This is a genomic window from Aeromonas sp. MR7, assembly GCF_963899385.1.
Taxonomy (GTDB): Bacteria; Pseudomonadota; Gammaproteobacteria; order Enterobacterales; family Aeromonadaceae; genus Aeromonas; species Aeromonas bestiarum.
This window is the reverse complement of record NZ_CAWQXH010000021.1, coordinates 52989-73033: the sequence shown is the minus strand read 5'-3', so window position 1 is coordinate 73033 and position 20045 is coordinate 52989. Positions and strand designations below refer to the sequence as shown.

Annotated in this window: 15 protein-coding genes and 1 pseudogene; 7 read left to right on the top strand and 9 right to left on the bottom strand. The window is 61.3% G+C overall.

Annotation, left to right across the window (positions count from 1 at the left end):
- Nucleotides 1–119: 119 nt before the first annotated feature.
- The 5 genes from AACW87_RS12135 to AACW87_RS12115 all read right to left on the bottom strand — a co-directional run bounded on the left by AACW87_RS12135 (nt 120) and on the right by AACW87_RS12115 (nt 6595).
- Complete coding sequence (locus AACW87_RS12135) at nt 120–1493, bottom strand: efflux transporter outer membrane subunit (protein WP_241325057.1); 1374 nt, start codon at nt 1491–1493, stop codon at nt 120–122.
- Entirely contained in the window at nt 1490–3430 is a 1941-nt protein-coding gene (locus tag AACW87_RS12130) for a MacB family efflux pump subunit (protein ID WP_241325056.1), read from the bottom strand. The genes AACW87_RS12135 and AACW87_RS12130 overlap by 4 nt, the downstream gene beginning before the upstream one ends.
- On the bottom strand, nt 3427–4590 hold the full coding sequence (locus AACW87_RS12125; protein ID WP_241325055.1) for an efflux RND transporter periplasmic adaptor subunit: 1164 nt from the start codon (nt 4588–4590) through the stop codon (nt 3427–3429). The genes AACW87_RS12130 and AACW87_RS12125 overlap by 4 nt, the downstream gene beginning before the upstream one ends.
- Before the next feature lie 260 nt (nt 4591–4850).
- Nucleotides 4851–5291, bottom strand: a complete 441-nt coding sequence (locus AACW87_RS12120; protein WP_043134323.1) for a universal stress protein — start codon at nt 5289–5291, stop codon at nt 4851–4853.
- 410 nt (nt 5292–5701) lie between these two features.
- On the bottom strand, nt 5702–6595 hold the full coding sequence (locus tag AACW87_RS12115; protein ID WP_098983295.1) for a DHHA2 domain-containing protein: 894 nt from the start codon (nt 6593–6595) through the stop codon (nt 5702–5704).
- A 198-nt stretch (nt 6596–6793) separates the two neighbouring features.
- Between AACW87_RS12115 and AACW87_RS12110 the strand changes: the two genes are divergently transcribed.
- Complete coding sequence (locus tag AACW87_RS12110) at nt 6794–6940, top strand: hypothetical protein (RefSeq protein WP_241325054.1); 147 nt, start codon at nt 6794–6796, stop codon at nt 6938–6940.
- 136 nt (nt 6941–7076) lie between these two features.
- Here AACW87_RS12110 and recN read toward each other — a convergent pair whose 3' ends face one another.
- Nucleotides 7077–8741: a DNA repair protein RecN gene (recN, locus tag AACW87_RS12105; protein ID WP_098983297.1), complete on the bottom strand. Its 1665-nt coding sequence runs from the start codon at nt 8739–8741 to the stop codon at nt 7077–7079.
- Nucleotides 8742–8855: 114 nt separating this feature from the next.
- A complete protein-coding gene (gene nadK, locus AACW87_RS12100) occupies nt 8856–9740 on the bottom strand; it encodes an NAD(+) kinase (protein ID WP_042871168.1) in 885 nt (294 codons plus the stop codon).
- 267 nt (nt 9741–10007) lie between these two features.
- On the opposite strand from nadK, the gene grpE reads away from it, so the two are divergent.
- The 3 genes from grpE to dnaJ all read left to right on the top strand — a co-directional run bounded on the left by grpE (nt 10008) and on the right by dnaJ (nt 14064).
- Nucleotides 10008–10583 carry a nucleotide exchange factor GrpE gene (grpE, locus tag AACW87_RS12095; RefSeq protein WP_043556786.1) on the top strand — a complete coding sequence of 192 codons (576 nt, stop codon included), beginning with the start codon at nt 10008–10010 and terminating at the stop codon, nt 10581–10583.
- 299 nt (nt 10584–10882) lie between these two features.
- Nucleotides 10883–12808, top strand: coding sequence for a molecular chaperone DnaK (gene dnaK, locus AACW87_RS12090; protein WP_043556785.1), 1926 nt, complete (start codon nt 10883–10885; stop codon nt 12806–12808).
- 113 nt (nt 12809–12921) lie between these two features.
- Nucleotides 12922–14064, top strand: coding sequence for a molecular chaperone DnaJ (dnaJ, locus tag AACW87_RS12085; RefSeq protein ID WP_042871174.1), 1143 nt, complete (start codon nt 12922–12924; stop codon nt 14062–14064).
- A gap of 117 nt (nt 14065–14181) precedes the next feature.
- On the opposite strand, the gene mgtE is transcribed toward dnaJ, so the two are convergent.
- The gene (gene mgtE / locus AACW87_RS12080; RefSeq protein ID WP_241325053.1) at nt 14182–15561 is read right to left on the bottom strand and encodes a magnesium transporter; all 1380 of its coding nucleotides are present in this window, start codon (nt 15559–15561) and stop codon (nt 14182–14184) included.
- Between the two features lie 875 nt (nt 15562–16436).
- Here mgtE and AACW87_RS12075 point away from each other — a divergent pair.
- Nucleotides 16437–16634, top strand: coding sequence for a hypothetical protein (locus tag AACW87_RS12075; RefSeq protein ID WP_241278388.1), 198 nt, complete (start codon nt 16437–16439; stop codon nt 16632–16634).
- A gap of 173 nt (nt 16635–16807) precedes the next feature.
- Here the strand turns inward: AACW87_RS12075 and AACW87_RS12070 are convergent.
- Nucleotides 16808–17223, bottom strand: a pseudogene (locus AACW87_RS12070) (IS66 family transposase); the annotation flags it as partial.
- A 204-nt stretch (nt 17224–17427) separates the two neighbouring features.
- Here AACW87_RS12070 and AACW87_RS12065 point away from each other — a divergent pair.
- Both AACW87_RS12065 and AACW87_RS12060 read left to right on the top strand, forming a co-directional pair.
- A complete protein-coding gene (locus AACW87_RS12065) occupies nt 17428–18918 on the top strand; it encodes a carbohydrate porin (protein ID WP_241325052.1) in 1491 nt (496 codons plus the stop codon).
- A gap of 157 nt (nt 18919–19075) precedes the next feature.
- Nucleotides 19076–19990: an aminoimidazole riboside kinase gene (locus AACW87_RS12060; protein WP_241325308.1), complete on the top strand. Its 915-nt coding sequence runs from the start codon at nt 19076–19078 to the stop codon at nt 19988–19990.
- Nucleotides 19991–20045 lie beyond the last annotated feature (55 nt).

Genomic DNA, 20045 nt, shown 5'->3' with positions numbered 1-20045 from the left:
TCATTAAATGAAAACTATTATCAATTGCTTTGTGTGGCAGTCCGTCAGGAAGGGGACATGAAAAAGGGAGAAAAACGCCACCTCTCATGGCATGAGTGGCGGCGTCGCCAGGGCTTGGGTTAGCTGCGATCGCTGCCCCCCAACGCCTTGTAGATCCTGGCCATGGTGTTGAGCTGCTCCTTCTGCTGACCGAGCAGGGCGAGCTCGGCATCCCACAACCGGTTCTGCTCATCCAGCCAGGCCTGCACTCCGGTGGCACCGGCCTGGAAACGGGCCTTGGCCAGCCGCTCCGCCTCTTTGGCAAACGCCAGCTGCTCGGCCAGATAGCTCAGGCGCTGCTCGCCATGATGGCGGGCGGCCAGGCCATCTTCCACCTCCACCAGGGCTGTGTAGAGCTGCTTGCGAAACTCGGCCTCGGCGATCTGGTAGTCAAGCTCTGAGCCCGCGATGGAGAGCCGGGTCTTGTTGTATTCAAGGAAGGGCAGCGCCAGGGTGGCGCCCAGGGTGCCGACCGGGTTTTGCAGCACCTGGGTCAGGGTATCCGAGCTGGTGCTTGCCCCGCCGGTGAGGCTGAGGGTGGGGTAGAAACCGGTGCGGATCTCGTCCCCTTTCGCCAGTGTCTTGCGCAGCCGCAGCTCGGCGGCGCGCACGTCGGGGCGCCGCGCCAGCACATCTGCCGGTATGCCGACTGCCAGCGATGGCGCGGGCGTCGTCGTCAGTGCGCTCGGGGCAAATGGCAGCGGACCACTGCTGCGACCGAGCAAGAGGCGCAGGGCATTGCGGGCCTGTTCCTGCTGCATCAGGAGCGAGCTGAGTTCCGCCTGCTTGCCCGCCTTCTGCTGGCTGGCCTGCACCAGATCGAGCCGGGTGACGGCGCCGGCCTGGTATTTGGCCTGGGTCAGCTGCTCGGCACGGGCATAGTTGGCCAGTTGCCGCTCGCCCAGACTGACGGCCGAGCCGAGATAGGCCAGTTGCCAGTACTGCTCCAGCGCCTTGCCGATCAGCATCAGACGGGTGGCCGCCAGATCCTGGGCGGAGGCCTGGGCTTCCCAGCTCGCCTGATCCCGCACCGAGGCGAGCCGGCCCCACAGATCTACCTCGTAGCCGAGGGTCAGGGTGGGGCCCATGCTGCCGCTGGCCTTGCCACTCTTCAGGTCCTTGGTGCCGTTGGCGCCCAGGCTGGCATTGACTGAGGGGGTCAGGTTGGTATCGGCGAGATCCGCACCCAGCAGTGCGCTTCTGAGCCTCAGTCCGGCGACCTGCATGTCGGGGTTGGCGGCCAGCACGGCCGCCACCAGCTGATCCAGCGCCGGATCATGAAACCCTTGCCACCAGAGGCCGGCTTGCTGCCGGGTGAGCCCCTCGTCCGGCTGCTGCCAGCTCGGGGCCAGCGCCAGATCTTGTCTGTGATAGGTGCTCTGCTGGCTGCAGGCGCTCACGCCTGCGGCAAGGGCGAGGCAGAGCCCCAGTCTGGATAAGTTGTGCATCGTCATTCCCTCGCCAGCGCCTCGACCGGATCGAGCCGGGCGGCATTGCGGGCGGGCAGGTAACCAAACAGGATCCCGATGAGCGAGGAGCAGCCAAACGCCATCAGGATGGAAAAGAGCGAGAACTGCATCTGTATGCTCTCCACGAACAGGGAGAAGAGCAGGCCGATGAGCAGGGAGACGCCGACCCCGAGCATGCCGCCGAGCAGGCTCACCATCACCGCCTCGATCAGAAACTGCTGCAAAATGTCCGACTGGCGGGCACCGACCGCGATGCGGATCCCGATTTCACGGGTGCGCTCCACCACCGAGACCAGCATGATGTTCATCACCCCGACCCCGCCGACGATGAGGGAGATCACCGCGATGGCGGAGACCAGCAGCGTCATGGTGGCCGTGGTCTTCTCCACAGACTTGATGATGCTGTCGCTGCTGAAGGTGAAGAAGTCCTTCACCCCGTGACGCTGGGTCAGCAGCTCGATGGCGGCCTGTTCGGCAAGGGCGGGTTGCACCCCGTCCTTGACCCGAATGGTGAGCTGGCTGAAGTGGTTCTGGGAGATAAGGCGGCTCATCACGGCGCTGTAGGGCAGCCAAACATTGACCGATTGACTGCTGCGGCCAAACCCCGTCTCCTCTTCCACCACGCCTATGATGCGCACCGGCAGGGTGCCAACCAGTACCACCTGGCCGACGGGATCTTCCTCGCCGAGCAGACTCTTTATAGTTTTGCCATCCACCACGGCCACCGCGGCCCGGTTCTGGATGTCGCGCTCGTCAAACAGGCGGCCACTGGTGAGCTTCATCCCCTTGACCCGGAAGAAGTCGCTGCCGACCCCCACTATGCTGCCGCTGCTGGTCTTGTTGCGATAACGCAGCTGACCCGACGAGGCGATCTGGGGGCTGGCCCCTTCCAGATAAGGCTGGCCGAGCAGGGCATCGAGATCCCGCTTGTTGAGGGTCTGGATGCTGGCAGCCTTCTCGTCTCCCCAATCCTTGCCGGGGAAGATGTCTATGGTGTTGGTGCCCATGGCGTTGATCTGATCGATCACCTTGGCACGGGCGCCCTGACCGAGCGCAACCACGCTCACCACGGCGGCTATGCCGATGATGATGCCGAGCATGGTGAGGAAGGTGCGCATGCGGTGGGCCAGCATGGCGTGCAGCGCCATGCGCCCCGCCTCGCGATAGCGATCCCAGTCGTTGCCACCGGCCCTGGCGGTGGGTGGGGCGGGCTGAAGGGGGGCTGTGGCCGTGGCCGGTTTGCCGCTGTCTTCCAACACCCGGCCATCGCGCAGCGTGATGATGCGATCCGCGTGGCTGGCCACCGCCATGTCGTGGGTCACCAGTATGATGGTGTGGCCCTGGGCATGCAGCTCCTTGAGGATGGCCATCACCTCCTTGCCGCTTTGGCTGTCGAGGGCGCCGGTGGGTTCATCCGCCAGGATCACCTCGCCGCCGTTGGCCAGCGCCCGGGCGATACTGACCCTCTGCTGCTGGCCGCCGGAGAGCTGGCCCGGGGTGTGATGGCTGCGATCGCTCAAGCCCAGCCGTGCCAGCAGGGCTTGGGAGCGCGCCTGCCGTTCGGGACGGGAGGCGCCGGCATAGACGGCCGGGATCTCCACGTTGGCGGCGGCATTGAGGTGCGGCAGCAGGTGGTAGCGCTGAAAGATGAAACCAAAGTGGTGGCAGCGCAACCGGGCCAGGGAGAGGGCGTCCAGGGTGGCTGTGTCCTGCCCCCGGAACAGGTACTGGCCCGCGCTTGGACGATCGAGGCAGCCGAGCAGGTTCATCAGGGTGGATTTGCCGGAGCCGGAGGCGCCGACGATGGCGATCATCTCCCCCGCCTCTATGGTCAGATCCAGCGGATGCAGGACGGTAACCTCCTGCTCCCCGCTCTGATAGCGTCGCTCTATGCCCTTGAGCTGGATCAGCGGCTCGCTCACAGCATTATCTCCATGTCACCGTCGCTGACCGGCTTGCCCTGGCCCAGGGTGACTTTCTCCTGCTCGCTCAGGCCGCTGACCACCTCCACCTTGATGTCATCCTTCATGCCGGTCTTGATGCGGCGCGTCTCTTTCTGATCGTCATCCTTGAGCAGGGTGACCTCGTACTCGTTCTCCCCCAGCTTCTTGCCAAGGGCCGTCTGTGGAATGGTCAGTACCTGCTTGCGCTCGCCGAGCACTATGGTGACTTGCGTGGTCATGGCGACCCGCAGGGTGTGATCCGGGTTGGGCACGTCGAACAGGGCGTAGTAGTAGACGGCGGCATTGCTGGTAGCCGTGGTGCTGGTGGCCTGCTCATTGATGTTGGTGGGGGCCAGCTCGACCGTGCGCAGGGTGCCGTGATAGCGGGTGTCCGCATCCCCCATCAGGGTGAAATAGACCGGCATGCCGGCCTTGACCCGGGTGACATCTGCCTCGGAGATCTGCGCCTTCACCGTCATTGTCTCCAGGTTGGCGAGCTTGAGCAGGGTCGGCACCGTCTGGCTGGCGGCCAGGGTCTGGCCCTGGCGGGTCACTATGCTGACGACTGTGCCATCCATGGGGGCCAGGATGCGGTTATAGCCCAGCTCTGTTTTGGTGCGATCCACCTTGATCAGCGCATTCTCGATCTCGGCCTGGGCGCTCTGCAGCTCGGCCCGGGTGACCGCCAGCTGGGCTTCGGCGCTCTCCAGATCGGCGCGGGAGCTGGCTTCCTGCCTGAACATCTGCTGCTGGCGACGCCAGGCCAGCTCGTTTTGCTTGAGCTGTGCCTGCTTGATCTTGAGCTGGGCTCGGCGACTGGCGAGATCCGCCTCGGCGGTCTTGAGGTTGTTCTGGGCGAGCAGCGGGTCTATCTCGGCCAGCAGCTCCCCCTGCTTGACGCTCTGCCCTGCCTCGACCGCCAGATAGGTCACCTGACCCGAGACCTGGGCACCCACATCCACCTGCTCTATGGCCTGCAGTACGCCGCTGGCCAGCACAGTCTGCTCCACATCCTGACGAGTCACTGGCGCGCTCAGCACGGGCTCGGGGGCCTTGTTCGGCCAGGCCAGCCAGGAGATGGCAGCCAGCGGGAGCAGGATGAGCAGGGCGAATTTTCGCTGCTTGGGGGTTATGTTCATTTATCACCTGAAAGAAACGTGCGAAGGCGTGCAAGGGCAATATCCTGCAGCAAACGAGGCTTAAAAAACAGCGATGAATATGTAAGGAAACATGTAGATAGCCTTGTCATTACCGGCCTTGCCTGCCGTCAGGACTGTGGCTGGGGGGCGGCCTGGATGGGCAGGGCGGAGAGGTGCGAGAGCGTGCGGCGAGAGGGAATGAAAGGAGGTTGTGCCATGTTGGCAAGCGGCGCCCACCCGTGGGGTGGGCGCCAGGCAGATCAGCCGACGGCCTTGAGCTGTTCGGCGTAGGGTTCGTGGCAGATCTGGATATCGATCGGCAGCTTGTAGATGAGCAGGCGGGCCAGTGACCCTTCCATCCAGTGGTGGCGGCTGCCCACCAGCAACAGATCCGCCGGGTGCGCGTCCAGCCAGCGCTTCAGATCGGGCACCACGTCATCGACCACCAGACACTGGTAATCCACCGGGTGCTGCAGGGTGGTGATGAGCTCGCTGATGATGGCCTTGGCATCCAGGGTGCCCTGGGCACTGCGTTCCTCCTCGGACAGTGACAGGCTCTTGCGGCGCATCTTGCTGCTGTGGGTCAGGTGCAGCAGGGTCAATTCACCGCCCATTCCCTGTACCAACCGGCTTGCTTTGGCCAGTGTCTCCTGCTCGTAATCCTTGCCTTCCAGCAACAGCACAATATGGGTTGAGGTCATAAGCAGTTCTCCTTGGCATGGCGCGGGGCACCGGGGACAAATTGTCTGTCCCCTACCACTGTGTTCCCGCTATGTGTCGCATAGAACGAACCGGTTTCGCGCGTCTGGCGTCACTCTTTGTCGGTGATGCATCGCAAAGCCATGTTCGTTCACATCATCATAACAGACTGAGTTGAATGGAAAATGAAGGGAACCTTGCTTTTTGACGGTTCATTGGTCTGTTGGCAGTGAAAAACCTGACAGGGCAGCATGTTTGCGCTGTGGATAGGCGCCAAAAACCAGGATCCTGTGGTTTGGCATCGATGAGAGCGCGGGCGGGAGCGGTTTGGGGCGTGCGGGAGGCGGTGGCAAGAGTGGGCGATGGAGAGTGGAGAGGGAGCCAGCCCTGGGCCGGCCCCTCTCCACTGAACTCAAGCCGGGTCTGAGGAGAGATACTGGGTCAACCAGGGCAGCCCCTCTTTCTTGCGGCTGACGGCGCCGGCCAGATGAGTCGGCTGCTCGGGCAGTATGCCCTTGCTGGCGAAGTAGAGCAGGCTGCCGCCCTTGGCCAGATCGGTCAGCATCAGCACATAGGCATCCAGCTCATCTTGCTCCAGCCGGTCTTGCATGGCCTGCGCCAGCTCGGCCTGGCGGGTGTGGATCTGCGCCGGATCCATCACGCAGATCTGGCTGACATAGAGCTTGTAACCGGCGATCTGGTACGCCTTCTCGTCGGCGACGAGCAGCTCTGTCATAGGAGCGTCACCGAGCTGGGTACGCCGCTCCAGCAGGGTCTGGGCGAAGGGCTCCAGCGCCAGATCGGCCAGGGGCAGCAGCGCATTGACGGCGGCGCGATCACGGGCCGTGGTGGTCGGCGAGGTGAGGCTGAAGGTGTCGCTGATGATGGCCCCTAGCAGCAGGCGAGCCTGGGTGCGAGAGAGGGTGTCATAGCCCATCAGCTCCAGCAGGACGGTGGCGCTGCAACCCACGGCCCGGATCCAGGCATCGAGCGGGCCCCGGGTGATGAGTGTGCCTATCCTGTGGTGATCGATCAGCCCCTGCACGTCGGCCTCGGCCAGCCCCTCTGGCCCCTGCTCCAGCTCGCTGAAATCCACTAGAAACACAGATTTGTTGGCCACGCTGCCCTGCAGCAGGGGCGGGGCATCGACCCCGGCAGTTTCCAGAATGAAGCGGGTTTCGGCTATGGGTTCACCCAGGGCATAGGCCTGGGCCTGCCGGCCCTGTCGATTGAGCCAGTCGGCGGTGACCAGGGCGGTACAGATGCTGTCGCTATCGGGGTTCTTGTGGCCAAACACATGGAGCATAAAGACATTCCTGACGTTGGAGGCTCGCCTGGCCGAGATCGCGATGACGCAGATCGGGCAGGGGGCGCGGATAAGATGGCTAAACGGAGTGAGGGCTTGCCCCCAGTCTGGTTTCACTCTATGCAGCTGTGCTAGTTCTGGCAACCAGGCTGATCCTATAGTCCCTTGCTGCCCCCTGCCGTGTGGGTGGAGCAGGCCATGGCGAGTACCATATTGCAGACCCAGACCCAGACCCAGACCCAGACCCAGACCCAGACCCAGATCCTGCCTCAGGAATTTGGCTGCAGCTCAGGTGTTGTCCTGTCTACCGCCAGCGCCAGGTCCGGGTCAGAGAGGCTTCTCTGATATTGGCTGGCCAGCCAGAGGAGGGGATTGTGGGAGAGGAAAAGAGCATGAGGCAATGAGGGGAGAGCAACAAAAAAGGAGAGCCCAACCCTGCGGGTCTGGCGCTCCCTTTTACTGCCTGCCTGGAGATGCTTGCTCAGGAGGCCAGCAGCTCGCGGGCGTTGGCCAGGGTATTGTCGGTGATATGGTCGCCGCCCAGCAGACGAGCCAGCTCCTTGAGGCGGGCTCCCTGATCCAGTGCCTGCATCTGGGTCTCAGTTGTCTTGCCGTCCGTGTGCTTGCTCACCACCATGTGCTGGTGGCCCTTGCCTGCCACCTGCGGCAGGTGAGTCACCACCATGACCTGAGTGGATTCACCGAGCTGGCGCAGCAGACGACCCACCACGGCGGCGGTGGGGCCGCTGATCCCCACGTCCACCTCATCGAAAATCAGGGTCGGGGTCGAGACCTTGCGGGCGCTGATCACCACTATGGCGAGGCTGATCCGCGACAGTTCACCCCCCGAGGCCACCTTGCCGAGCGGCTGGATCGGTTGCCCCGGGTTGGTGGTGACCATAAATTCCACCCGATCGATGCCGAGTGGTGACAGGCTGCTCTGGGCATCCGGTCGCACCTCGATGGCGAAGCGGCCGTCCGGCATCGCCAGCTCGTGCATGCTGGCGGTCACCTTGGTGCCTAGCTCCTGGGCGTAACGCTGACGGCTCTGGCTCAGGGCCTCGGCGGCCTGCACGAAGGCAAGGCGGGCCTCGGCCAGTTCATCTTCCATGCCCTCGAGGCGCTCTTCATCAGAGTTGAGGCGGGCGAGATCACTGGCCAGATCCTGATGATGCAGGGCCAGCTCGGCCGGTTTGACATGGTGCTTGCGGGCCAGATTGATGGCTTTGGAGAGGCGGGCTTCCAGCTCGTTGAAGCGCTCGGGATCCAGTTCAAGCCGATCCAGATAGCTGCGCAGCTCGCTGTGGCTCTCCTGCACGCCTATCATCGCCTCGTTCAACATCTCCAGCACAGGGGTGAGCCGGCTGTCCATGCCCACCAGACCCTCGGCCTTGTCGACGGCAACCTGCAACAGGCCGGCGATGGTGGTCTCTTCGTTGTCATAGAGCAGATCGAGACAGGCGCCGCACTCCTGCATCAGCTCGGTGCCGTTGGCGAGCCGCTGATGCTCTTCTTCGATCGCCTCGAACTCCCCCGGTTGCAGGGCAAACTCGTCCAGCTCCTGCACCTGATATTCGATGAGCTGACGGCGGGCCTCCCGCTGTTGCTGTTCGGCCTTGAGGCGATTGAGCTCGTTTTGCAGCTGGCGCCACAGCTGATAATGCTGGCGCACTTCGTCCAGCAGCAGGTGATGGCCGGCGTAGCCATCCAGCAAGCTGAGCTGGTAGTCGGGCTTGAGCAGGAGCTGGTGGGCGTGCTGGCCGTGGACGTTGACCAGCAGTTGACCCAGGTTCTTGAGCTGGGTCAGGGGGACGGGCACCCCGTTGATGTAGCTGCGGGAACGCCCCTCGGCGGAGAGTACCCGCCGCACTATGCATTCGCCTTCGTTGTCCAGCTCGTTGGCGGCGAGCCAGGCGCGGGCGGCCGGGTTGCCGTCCAGCAGGAAACGGGCGCTGACCTCTGTCTTGTCGCTATCGGGGCGCACCATGCTGGCTTCGGCCCGCTCGCCGAGGCAGAGGCCGAGCGCGTCTATGGCGATGGATTTACCGGCACCCGTCTCACCCGTGATGCAGGTCATGCCGGGTTGCAGATCGAGTTCGAGAAACTTGACGATGGCGAAGTTGTTGACGGTCAGCTGGGTCAGCATGGTCTCATCCTGTATGGGCCAACATTACTGTGTATGCATCCAGTATATACTGGTTTTACATACAGTAAAGAGTCGGCCCGCAACAGGATGGACAAGGAAGGGTTGAAAAGCGGCTTAGAACAGCTTGCTGCCCCAGCCGAGCTTGTTGCGCAGCACGTGGAAGTAGCTGTAATCAAGGGGATGCACCAGGTGCAGCTTGTGGCTGCTCTTCTTGATGAGGATCTCGTCACCCGGGTGGACCGCCAGGGTCACCTGACCGTCACAGCTCACCTGCATGGCATCGTCCTGATTGTCGGGCGAGACCAGCAACCGCACCTCGCTGTCCGCATCCAGCACTATGGGGCGGCTGCTGAGGGTGTGCGGGAACATGGGCACCAGGGTGATGGCGTTGAGCTTGGGGGTGAGGATGGCGCCGCCCGCCGATAGCGAATAGGCGGTGGAGCCGGTCGGGGTGGCGACTATGATGCCGTCCGAGCGCTGGCTGTACATGAAGCTGCCATCGATATAGACCTCGAACTCGATCATGTGGGCTATCTTGCCCGGGTGCAGCACGGCTTCGTTCACCGCCAGGTTGCTCGATTTACGCTCCCCGTGACGATAGACGGCGGCCTCCAGCAGGAAGCGGTGTTCACTCTTGTAGTGGCCTGAGAGCACCTGTTCCAGCGGCAGCAGGTAATCCTGCGGCGACAGGTCGGTCAAAAAGCCGAGATTGCCCCGGTTGACGCCGATCACCGCCACGTCGAACCGTGACAGCACCCGGGCCGCCCCCAGCATGTTGCCGTCCCCGCCGACGACTATGGCCAGATCCGCCTGCTCACCGAGCTGGACCAGATCCATCACGTTCTCATCCATGATGCCGAGGGTGTGGGCCACCCGGCTCTCCACCAGCACCCGAAAACCTCGGGTAGTGAGATATTGATGCAGACCGGTCAGGGTCTGGTTGGCCCCTTCGTGGTGGGGTTTGCCAATCAGGGCAATGGTTTTGAACGGAGAATCCATATGCTGTCGGGTCTGGGATGAGTATTGGGGGGAGTATACCGCGCTTTGTGGGGGATTTGTCTGCTGCCGGCGTCGACTGGTGGGCATAGCGCCATGAAAAGTGGCAATTTGGCCGTTGGCTCGGCTCATTGGCGACGATAGCGCCCTTTTCCCCTTGAAAGCCGGGGCTGCGTCCCCATAATAGCGCCATTACAGGGTCTGTTAGCGACTTGTCGCGCACCCGAACGTCAACAGACCCTAACAAGCAACCCTGAAATTGGAGATGTCATGAACCACGAAGAACAAAAGGTTGAAGCGATGGAGCAAGTGGAAGTCCAGCCAGTCGAGCCGACCGATGTAGACAGTGAAGTGACAGCCGAGCAGGCCCGCATTGCCGAGCTGGAGGCCCAACTGGACGCCGCCCGGCTGGCGTCCAATGAAGAGCGCGAGCGTGCCATTCGTGCCGTCGCCGAGATGGAAAACCTGCGTCGCCGCGCCGCCCAGGACGTGGAGAAGGCTCACAAGTTTGCGCTGGAGAAATTCGCCGCCGAACTGCTGCCGGTACTGGACAACCTGGAGCGCGCCATTGAGCTGGCGGACAAAGAGAACGATGCCCTCAAGCCCATGATCGAAGGGGTCGAGCTGACCCTCAAATCCATGCAGAGCTCGGTGGGCAAGTTTGGTCTGAATCCGCTGGATCCGCTCAATCAGCCGTTCGATCCCAACGCCCATCAGGCGATGAGCATGATCGAAAATGGCGAGCTGGCACCGAACACCGTCATCGCCGTGATGCAGAAGGGCTACGAGCTCAACGGTCGGGTGATCCGTCCGGCCATGGTGATGGTCTCCAAGGCGCCGGCCTGAGAGTCATCGCTGTGCTGAGCCCGCCGCTCGGCGGGCTTTTTATTGATAGCGGCGCCATTCTGCGTATTCAGTGGCGCCATTTGGCAAGCATTCAGCCGTAAACAGGGCAAGAATGCGCGGTTTTTTGAGGGCGGGGCTTGAAGCGACAACTTGAGACCCCATATAGGTTGCAAGGCCGCGGCGGCACAAAAAATTTGATGCCGGGAGCTTGAAAGCCACTCTGGCTGCCCCCACCTAGCCGTTAACGCATTAAGGCGAGTTCCTCGCCAGTTTATTCAAAGTATTTGGAGATTCGTCAAATGGGTAAAATCATCGGTATTGACCTGGGTACTACCAACTCCTGCGTCGCTATTCTGGATGGCGACACCGCTCGCGTGATCGAGAACGCAGAAGGCGATCGTACTACTCCGTCCATCATTGCCTATGCCGATGATGGCGAGATCCTGGTTGGTCAGCCGGCCAAGCGTCAGGCCATCACCAACCCGAAGAACACCCTGTTCGCCATCAAGCGTCTGATCGGTCGCCGTTTCGAAGATGAAGAAGTGCAGCGTGACCTGAAGATCATGCCGTACGCCATCGCCAAGGCTGACAACGGTGATGCCTGGGTTGAAGTGAAGGGCAAGAAAATGGCACCGCCGCAGATCTCTGCCGAAGTGCTGAAGAAGATGAAGAAGACCGCCGAGGATTACCTGGGCGAGCCGGTGACCGAAGCCGTCATCACAGTACCGGCCTACTTCAACGATGCCCAGCGTCAGGCTACCAAGGATGCCGGTCGCATCGCGGGTCTGGATGTAAAACGCATCATCAACGAACCGACAGCAGCTGCTTTCGCTTACGGCGTGAACAAGGTCAAGGGCGAGCGCAAGGTTGCCGTGTATGACCTGGGTGGCGGTACTTTCGATATCTCCATCATCGAGATCGACGAAGTCGAAGGGGAAACCACCTTCGAAGTACTGGCGACCAACGGTAACACCCACCTGGGTGGTGAAGACTTCGACAACCGCGTCATCAACTATCTGGTAGATGAGTTCAAGCGTGAGCAGGGCATCGACCTGCGCAACGACCAGCTGGCCCTGCAGCGTCTGAAAGATGCCGCCGAGAAAGCCAAGATCGAGCTCTCTTCCGCCCAGCAGACCGACGTGAACCTGCCGTACATCACTGCAGATGCCACAGGTCCCAAGCACATGAACATCAAGGTGACCCGCGCCAAGCTGGAATCGCTGGTGGAAGACATGGTGAAAGACTCGCTCGAGCCGGTCCGTACCGCCCTGAAAGACTCAGGTCTGGCCGTTGGCGAGATCGACGACGTCATCCTGGTAGGCGGTCAGACCCGCATGCCTATGGTGCAGAAGACTGTTGCCGAGTTCTTTGGCAAAGAGCCGCGCAAAGACGTCAACCCGGACGAAGCCGTGGCCATGGGTGCTGCCATCCAGGGTGCCGTACTGTCCGGTGACAAGACCGACGTACTGCTGCTGGACGTGACTCCGCTCTCCCTGGGTATCGAAACCATGGGCAGCGTGATGACTGCGCTGATCGAGAAGAACACCACCATCCCGACCAAGAAGTCCCAGGTGTTCTCCACCGCCGAAGACAACCAGTCTGCCGTGACCATTCACGTGCTGCAGGGTGAGCGCAAGCGCGCCAGCGACAACAAGTCCCTGGGCCAGTTCAACCTGGAAGGTATCCGTCCGGCTCAGCGTGGCCTGCCGCAGATCGAAGTGACCTTCGACATCGATGCCAACGGTATCCTGCACGTCTCTGCCAAAGACAAGGAGACCAACAAGGAGCAGAAGATCACCATCCAGGCTTCCTCCGGTCTGTCTGATGAAGAGATCGAACGCATGGTACGCGAGGCGGAAGCCAACGCGGCCGAAGACAAGAAGTTTGAAGAGCTGGTGCAGACCCGCAACCAGGCTGACGGTCTGGTCCACTCGGTCCGCAAGCAGGTAGCCGAAGCCGGTGAAGCCCTGCCTGCCGACGACAAGACCAAGATCGAAACCGCATTGAGCGAGCTGGAAGCCGTCATCAAGGGTGACGACAAGGCGGTCATCGAAGCCAAGCAACAGGCGCTGATGGAAGCCTCCCAGAAGCTGATGGAGATTGCCCAGCAGCAAGCCCAGGCTCAGGGCGCTGGCGCCGATGCCGGTCAGTCCTCTTCTTCCGCCAAGGCTGACGACGACGTGGTCGATGCCGAGTTCGAAGAAGTGAAAGACGACAAGAAATAAGCCACACCCAGATGGGCAGAGTCCGCTCTGCCCATCGGCTTGAACGATGAATTTACGGGCGTTGGGTGACCAACGCCCGTCTGCATAACTGTTTACGTAGCAACAGGATCAGTATGTCAAAGCGCGATTTCTATGAAGTGCTCGGGGTATCGAAAGATGCCGACGAGCGCGAGATCAAGAAGGCGTACAAGCGTCTGGCGATGAAGTTTCACCCGGATCGCAACCAGGGTGATGCCGCCTCCGAAGAGAAGTTCAAAGAGGTCAAGGAAGCCTATGAGGTCCTGACCGATGCCAACTTGCGCGCCCGTTATGACCAGTACGGTCATGCCGGCGTGGATCAGAGCCAGGGTGGCGGTGGCCACGGTGGCTTTGGCGGCGGAGCCGATTTCGGTGATGCGTTCGGCGACATCTTTGGCGACATCTTTGGCGGTCGCAACGGCGGCGGTCGTCGTGGTCCGGCCCGGGGTTCCGACCTGCGCTACACCATGGAGCTGACCCTGGAAGAGGCGGTGCGCGGCGTCTCCAAGGAGATCAAGGTACCGACCCTGGTCCACTGCGAGGTCTGCAACGGCTCCGGCGCCCACACCGGCAGCAGTGCCCAGACCTGCCCGACCTGCCACGGGGCCGGTCAGGTGCAGATGCGTCAGGGCTTCTTCGCGGTGCAGCAAGCCTGTCCGCACTGCCACGGTCGCGGCAAGATCATCAAGGATCCGTGCCGCAAGTGCCATGGCGAGGGTCGCTACCAGAAGACCAAGACACTGTCGGTGAAAATTCCGGCGGGCGTCGATACCGGCGATCGCATCCGTCTCTCCGGCGAAGGGGAAGCGGGGGAAGCCGGGGCTCCGGCCGGGGATCTCTACGTACAGGTGCACGTCAAGGAGCACGAGATCTTCGTGCGTGACGGCAACAACCTCTACTGCGAAGTGCCCATCAGCTTCACCGCCGCCGCACTCGGTGGCGAGATCGAAGTGCCGACCCTGGATGGCCGCGTCAAGCTCAAGGTCACTCCCGAGACCCAGACCGGCAAGATGTTCCGCATGCGGGGCAAGGGCGTCAAGTCCGTGCGCTCCGGCCAGGTGGGGGATCTGATGTGCAAGGTGGTGGTCGAGACCCCGGTCAAGCTGACCGAGTCCCAGAAAGAGCTGCTGCGCCAGCTGGACGAGTCGTTCAGCGGTGCCGCCGCCAAGACCCACAAGCCGAGATCGGAAGGCTTCTTCGAAGGGGTGAAACGCTTCTTCGACGACCTGACCCGCTGATGGCAGCCGGTCCGGCACCAAGATAGAAAGAGGGAGGCATGATGCCTCCCTCTTTTTTTGTCGTCTTGAGCCGAGCGCTATCGCGACCCGTCATTCCGATGTGCAGAGCTGTCCATATCAGGCGCCGACCAGCGTGCTGCCGAGGAAGGCATAGGCGAAGCCAAAATAGATCAACACACCCAGCAGATCCATGATCGAGGTGAGCATGGGGGAGCTGAGGGTGGCCGGGTCAGTGCCTATCTTGCGCGCCACGAAGGGCAGAGCCAAACCGAGCTGGCTGCCAACGACGGTCACCGTCATGGCGGACAGGCTGACGATCAGCACTATGTCCCAACCTATGCTCTTGCTCCAGAATGCCATCACGCCTTCCAGCACGGCGACACCCACCCCCAGCGCCACGGCAACGGGCAGATCGCGACGCAGTACGAAGAAGAAGTCACGCAAGCTCAGCTTGAGCTGCCCCATGCCCATCGAGCGGATCACCAGGGTGGCAGACTGGCTGCCCGCGTTGCCGCCCATGTCGATGATGGGGGCAATGAAGGCGGCGAGGATCAGGACCTCGCTGAGCAGATCCTCCTGGGCCGCGACCAGATTGCTGGTGAGAATGCCAAAGATGGTCAGTACCGCCAGCCAGAAGAAACGGGCATTGAACATGCTCAGTGTGCTGGATGCGCGAAGATCGAGTTCGGGGCCACCCAGAGCCGCCGTGCCACCGAAGCGGGCAATGCGGTTGGCGTCCTCTTCTTCGGCCACATCCATCGCATCATCCACAGTGACCATGCCGAGCAGCTGTCGGTCATTATTCAACACCGGCAGGGCCAGCAGGTTATAGCGGGCTATCATGTCCGCGGCGGCTCCCTTGTGGGCATCTGCCTGAATACTCACCAGCTCCCGCTGCATGATGCTTGATATGGGGGCCTTGCTGTCGGCCAGAAAGAGTTCTCGCAGCGAGACAACCCCGATGAGGCGGCGCATTTCATCCACGACATACAGGGTGTAGATGCTTTCTCTGTCAGCGGCAGTGCTGCGCAGGCGCTGCAGCCCCTCGCCCACTGTGATGTCGGCTGGCAGGCTGGCACAATCCGAGCTCATGATGGAGCCGACCAGGCTGTCGGAGTAAGAGGCCAGTCGTTGGGTATCCTCCCGCTCTTCCTCCGTCATCGCATCGAGCAGGATCTGGCGCAAGGCGGCGGGCAGACGATTGTAGAGGTCGGCTCTGTCATCGGGGGAGAGGCGGGTGCACAGCTCCTCCAGCTGGGTCTTGGCCATGGAGCGCACCAGACTGGCCTGAATGTCGCTGGGCAGATGGCGGAAGATGCGAGCGGCCCGCAATGCAGGCACCAGGCTGAGGAAGGTGTGAATATGCTTGTCTGTCAGGCGCTTTATCGCTTGAGCCAAATCGACTTCATGAATATTCAGGCTCAGGCTCTGGATCCCCATGCGATCCTTGTTTTGCAGCAGTACGTACAGTTGTTGGTGAATATCTTGGTATTGCATTTATATATCCTTTATTACATCAGCCGGAAAAATGGCAAATAGAGTCCCGACTGACATCACATCAGCAAAAATAGATAAAGAAATAACACCCGAAAATTAACTCGGGCTAGTCGCCAGTACTGGCTCCAGGGTCAGGGTCCATAAGGCACCTCCTGATTGATGTAGAAAACGGCCATATTCTTGCCCGTCATGGGCAACGAAAGGGGAACTGAACAGGTGCAACGCTCGGCAAGCGTGCAGCAAGGGAGACCGGATGGCGAGACGGACGCAACCCGGTGAGCGGCGGCTGCCATGTCCCCTGCGGTTTCGCCGGCAAGCCGCATGGCCACTGACCCTAGGCAAACCGGGCTCGCCATTGGCAACTCGCGCCATGGGCGGAGCAACATGGGCTGATGGGTAGACAGCGGTAATGACATGCGGGTCCTGATATCAGGAGAAGATCCATGCAGGCATGATTGACGTCATCCAGCGGGTGATCCTGGATGGCGCAAGTAATAGACATCGAGTGAATACAGGGAAGGGGTGCACTCAGGTGCAAATAAACCGCTCTCCGCATAGCGCGAGATAGCGGCAGAAGAATCTGCGGGATCTCGCGACTCAGGTATTGGCTGACGAGCTCAACAACCTACTGTCATCTGATGAATTGCCCACTGATGGTCTCCGTTATTAATCAATGCGGCGATGCTACTGGAATGACACTTATTGGTAAATAATTAATCCGCAGCCAGAAACATTTAGAAACAACTTTATTGATATCATGATGATTAATGGGTGGTGTCGGTGTACTCAGGTGAGTATAGTTTTGGCGTCTATCTTGTTATGGACAAACAGGTTGCAATAAAAGCACTCAAGCTTTTTATTTAAAGGACTATTTTATGAAAAAATGTATTTTGGCAATTGCTTTATTCCATTTGATGTCTGCAAATGCTTTTGCTGGGAATAAAGACGATACATGCAAAGCCTATCGTGATGCGGCAGCACAGAGTTGCAATGCCGGATCTGGTGGCATTTCAGATGGTTCCATGGGTGCCTGTTTTGGAGCGCAACTCGGGCTGATTTTTCGCGGCTGTTGAGAAAGCTGGCAGCCAGGATCTGAACTGATAGGTTGACCCCGCCGAGTGGCGGGGTCAATTTTTTAGCGTGTATCGTATGTCTTCGGCTTGCCTACGGGCTTCTGTCGGGCGTGTCAGCTAAATCAGGTCGCTTCAATCTGATCTTGCAACATATGAGACGTTAACGTAACCGTTCACCGGCAGGGGCTTGATGCACACAACTCGGCAGGGAGGGGGTAATCCGTTTTCTCGATGCAAGCTCGGACGACTGCACGAAGCCATTCCTGAGGACAATGCCCCAGTCGTTTGGCCGTCTCCACCAACGACAGTATTCGCTGGCGAAACAATTCCCCACGATGTGAACACACGCCGTAGCTCCCTTTACGCCATAGCACATAGCCGCGTAGCGCCCGTTCCGCCTCGTTATTCGTCAGCGGGATATCGTCATCACTCATAAACCGCCACAGCATCTCGTCATCCTTGATTAGCCACTCACTGCGGCCCCGGTAGCGCTTCGAGCACAGCACGGTTCCTTGTGCTAGCTCTGCCGATAGCGCCTGAGTCGGTGCAGATACTGCTCCTTGCCGAGGTAGCCATTTTCATAACGGTTACTTTGGATTCGCCCTATTGAGTTGATCCCAATGAGGGATCCACCTCACAAGTTCAGCCAATTCATTCTGTACAAATGTTATCCCGCTCACAGAGTGGCTGAAACGGTTTAGCTTCTGTATTGAGTTAGCTAAAGCGGTTTAGCTATGCTCTCTTCGCCGATAAAAACAGAGCCCGATCGGGCAACACACGACAGGTGAGGAAGATGATGATGTTCAAGAGCAGATTGGCGCTGGCGGTAGCGCTGGGATTGGGGATGAGCGGTCCGCTGTGGGCGGCCGAGGGCGGTATCGAAGCCAGGCTGGCGGCGCTGGAGGCGCGGGTACAGGCGGCCGAAGCGCGAGCCGAGGCGGCGGAAAGTCGTGCCAGTCAGGCCGAGGTGAAGGCGAGTGCGGCCAGTGAGCAGGCCCAGGTCGCCAACAGCCGCAGCCAGAAGGTGGATGAGAAGACGGCGGGGGCGCAGGGCTTCGAGTTTCACGGCTATGCCCGCTCGGGCTTGCTGGTCAACGGCAATGGCAACGGCGGGCGCGGTGGGCCCTACATCACGCCGGCCGGATCGGTGGGCGGGGCTGTTGGCCGGCTTGGCAACGAGGATGACACCTACATGGAGGCCAATCTGCTGAAGACCCAGACCTTCGCCGACGGCAGCTGGGCCCGCTACAAGCTGATGCTGGCCGATGGCGTGGAGACCAGCAACGACTGGACCGCCAGCGATTCGAGCCTCAATACCCGCCAGGTGTTTGCCGAAATCGGCAATCTGGCGAGCTTTGACGGCCCCTTCAAGCATGCGGTGTTGTGGGCGGGCAAGCGCTTCGATCGGGACAACTTCGACATCCACTGGCTCGACTCGGATGTGGTGTTCCTGGCCGGGACCGGCGGTGGCGTCTACGACGTGCAGCTGGCCGACAGCTGGAAGGCGAACTTCTCCCTCTATGGTCGCGACTATGGTGACATCAGCGCCAGCGGCCTGTCGGACATAGAGAGCCATATCCTCACCATGAACAACCGCGTCGGCAACTGGCAGTGGATGCTGAACGGTCTCTCGGCCAAGGACAACGAGGCGCGCATCAACGACGGCGGCAAGGGAAGCGAGGCGGCGAACAAGGGGGCGCACACCCTGCTGGCCTATCATGCCGACAGCTTCTTTGGCATCAACCCCGGCTTCTCCAAGGCGGCGATCCTCTATGGTCATGGCCTGGGGGCCGAGCTCAAGGGGCTGGGTTCCGACAGCGAGTTGCTGCCGGATGCCGATGCGGTGCGAGTCGCCGTGTTTGGCGCCACGGACCTCAACCCGCGCTGGCGTTTCGCGCCGGCCCTGCTGGCAGAGCAGAGCCAGGACCGTTACGTGAAGGGGGATGAATACCAGTGGCTGACCCTCAATACCCGGGTGGCCCAGGTGCTGAGCCAGAACGTCGAGCTGGTCTACGAGGCGGCATGGCAGTACATGGATCTGGATCCCAAGGGCTACAAGGGCCGCCAGGCGGTGAGCGGCAACTTCACCAAGCTCACCTTCGCTCCCACCTTCAAGGCGCAGACCGCCGGCTTCTTCGAGCGCCCCGAACTGCGGGTGTTCGCGACTTGGATGGACTGGTCCTCCGAGCTCGACAACTACGCCAGCGACGATGCCATGGGTCAGAGCAACTTCACCGCCGGTGGCGAGTGGAACTTTGGCGTGCAGATGGAAACCTGGTTCTAGTTCGTTATCCTGATCACAAAAATGGCAGCCGGTGCCGAGATCTGTTGGTTAGCTAAATCGGTTTAGCTAATAATGAAAGCCAAGAGATGAGGGCCTGGCCCCGTCAATGAATCCTGTGCAGCAGTGGAGTAGCAAGGTGACGAATCGTGTGTGGGTAATGGGGGATGCCGTAGTGGACTTGATCCCGGAAGGGGAACTGCACTACCTCAAGTGTCCGGGCGGCGCCCCCGCCAATGTGGCGGTCGGGGTGGCACGGCTTGGCGGTGATGCGGCCTTTATCGGCCGGGTCGGCGCCGATCCCTTCGGCCGCTTCATGGCCGAAACCCTGGTGACCGAGGGTGTCGATATCGGTCACCTGACCCAGGATCCGGCCCATAACACCTCGACCGTGCTGGTGGCGCTCGATGAGGCAGGGGAGCGCAGCTTCACCTTCATGGTGCGCCCCAGTGCCGACCAGTTCCTCACCCCGGCGGATTTGCCGAGCTTTGGCGCCGGTCAGTGGCTGCTGACCTGCTCCATCGCGCTCGCCAACGAACCTGTGCGCACCAGTTGTCTGCACGCCATGGCCGCCATCAAGGCAGCAGGCGGACGGGTCTGTTTCGACCCCAACCTGCGCCCCGAAGTGTGGGGCAAGCCCGCCGAGATGCTGCCACAGGTAAGCGCGGCCATCGCGCTGGCGGACGTGGTCAAGCTCTCGGTGGAGGAGCTGCAACTGCTGAGCGGCGAGGATGAGCTGGCCGCAGGGCTCGCCACTCTCTCGGGCCCGGCGCTGGTGCTGGTGACCCGGGGGGCGGCCGGAGTGGTGGCCCGCCTGGATGGCGAGTTGCTGGAGTGGGTGGGGCAAAAAGTGACCCCACTCGACACCACGGGGGCGGGGGATGCTTTCGTCGCCGGTCTCCTGGCCGCGCTGGCGCAGGGTGAGCGATTGCCCACGCTGGCCGAACTGCACGCCATCCTGGCCCAGGCTCACGGCTGCGGGGCGCTTGCCACCACCGCCAAGGGGGCCATGACGGCGCTGCCGACCCGCACAGAACTGGATGCCTTTTTGCGATCAGGCGCAAGCGGCTGTTGATCTGCGGCTAGAAGCCCGGCTCGACAGCCCCTACTCTCATGTGACAAGGGCCCGC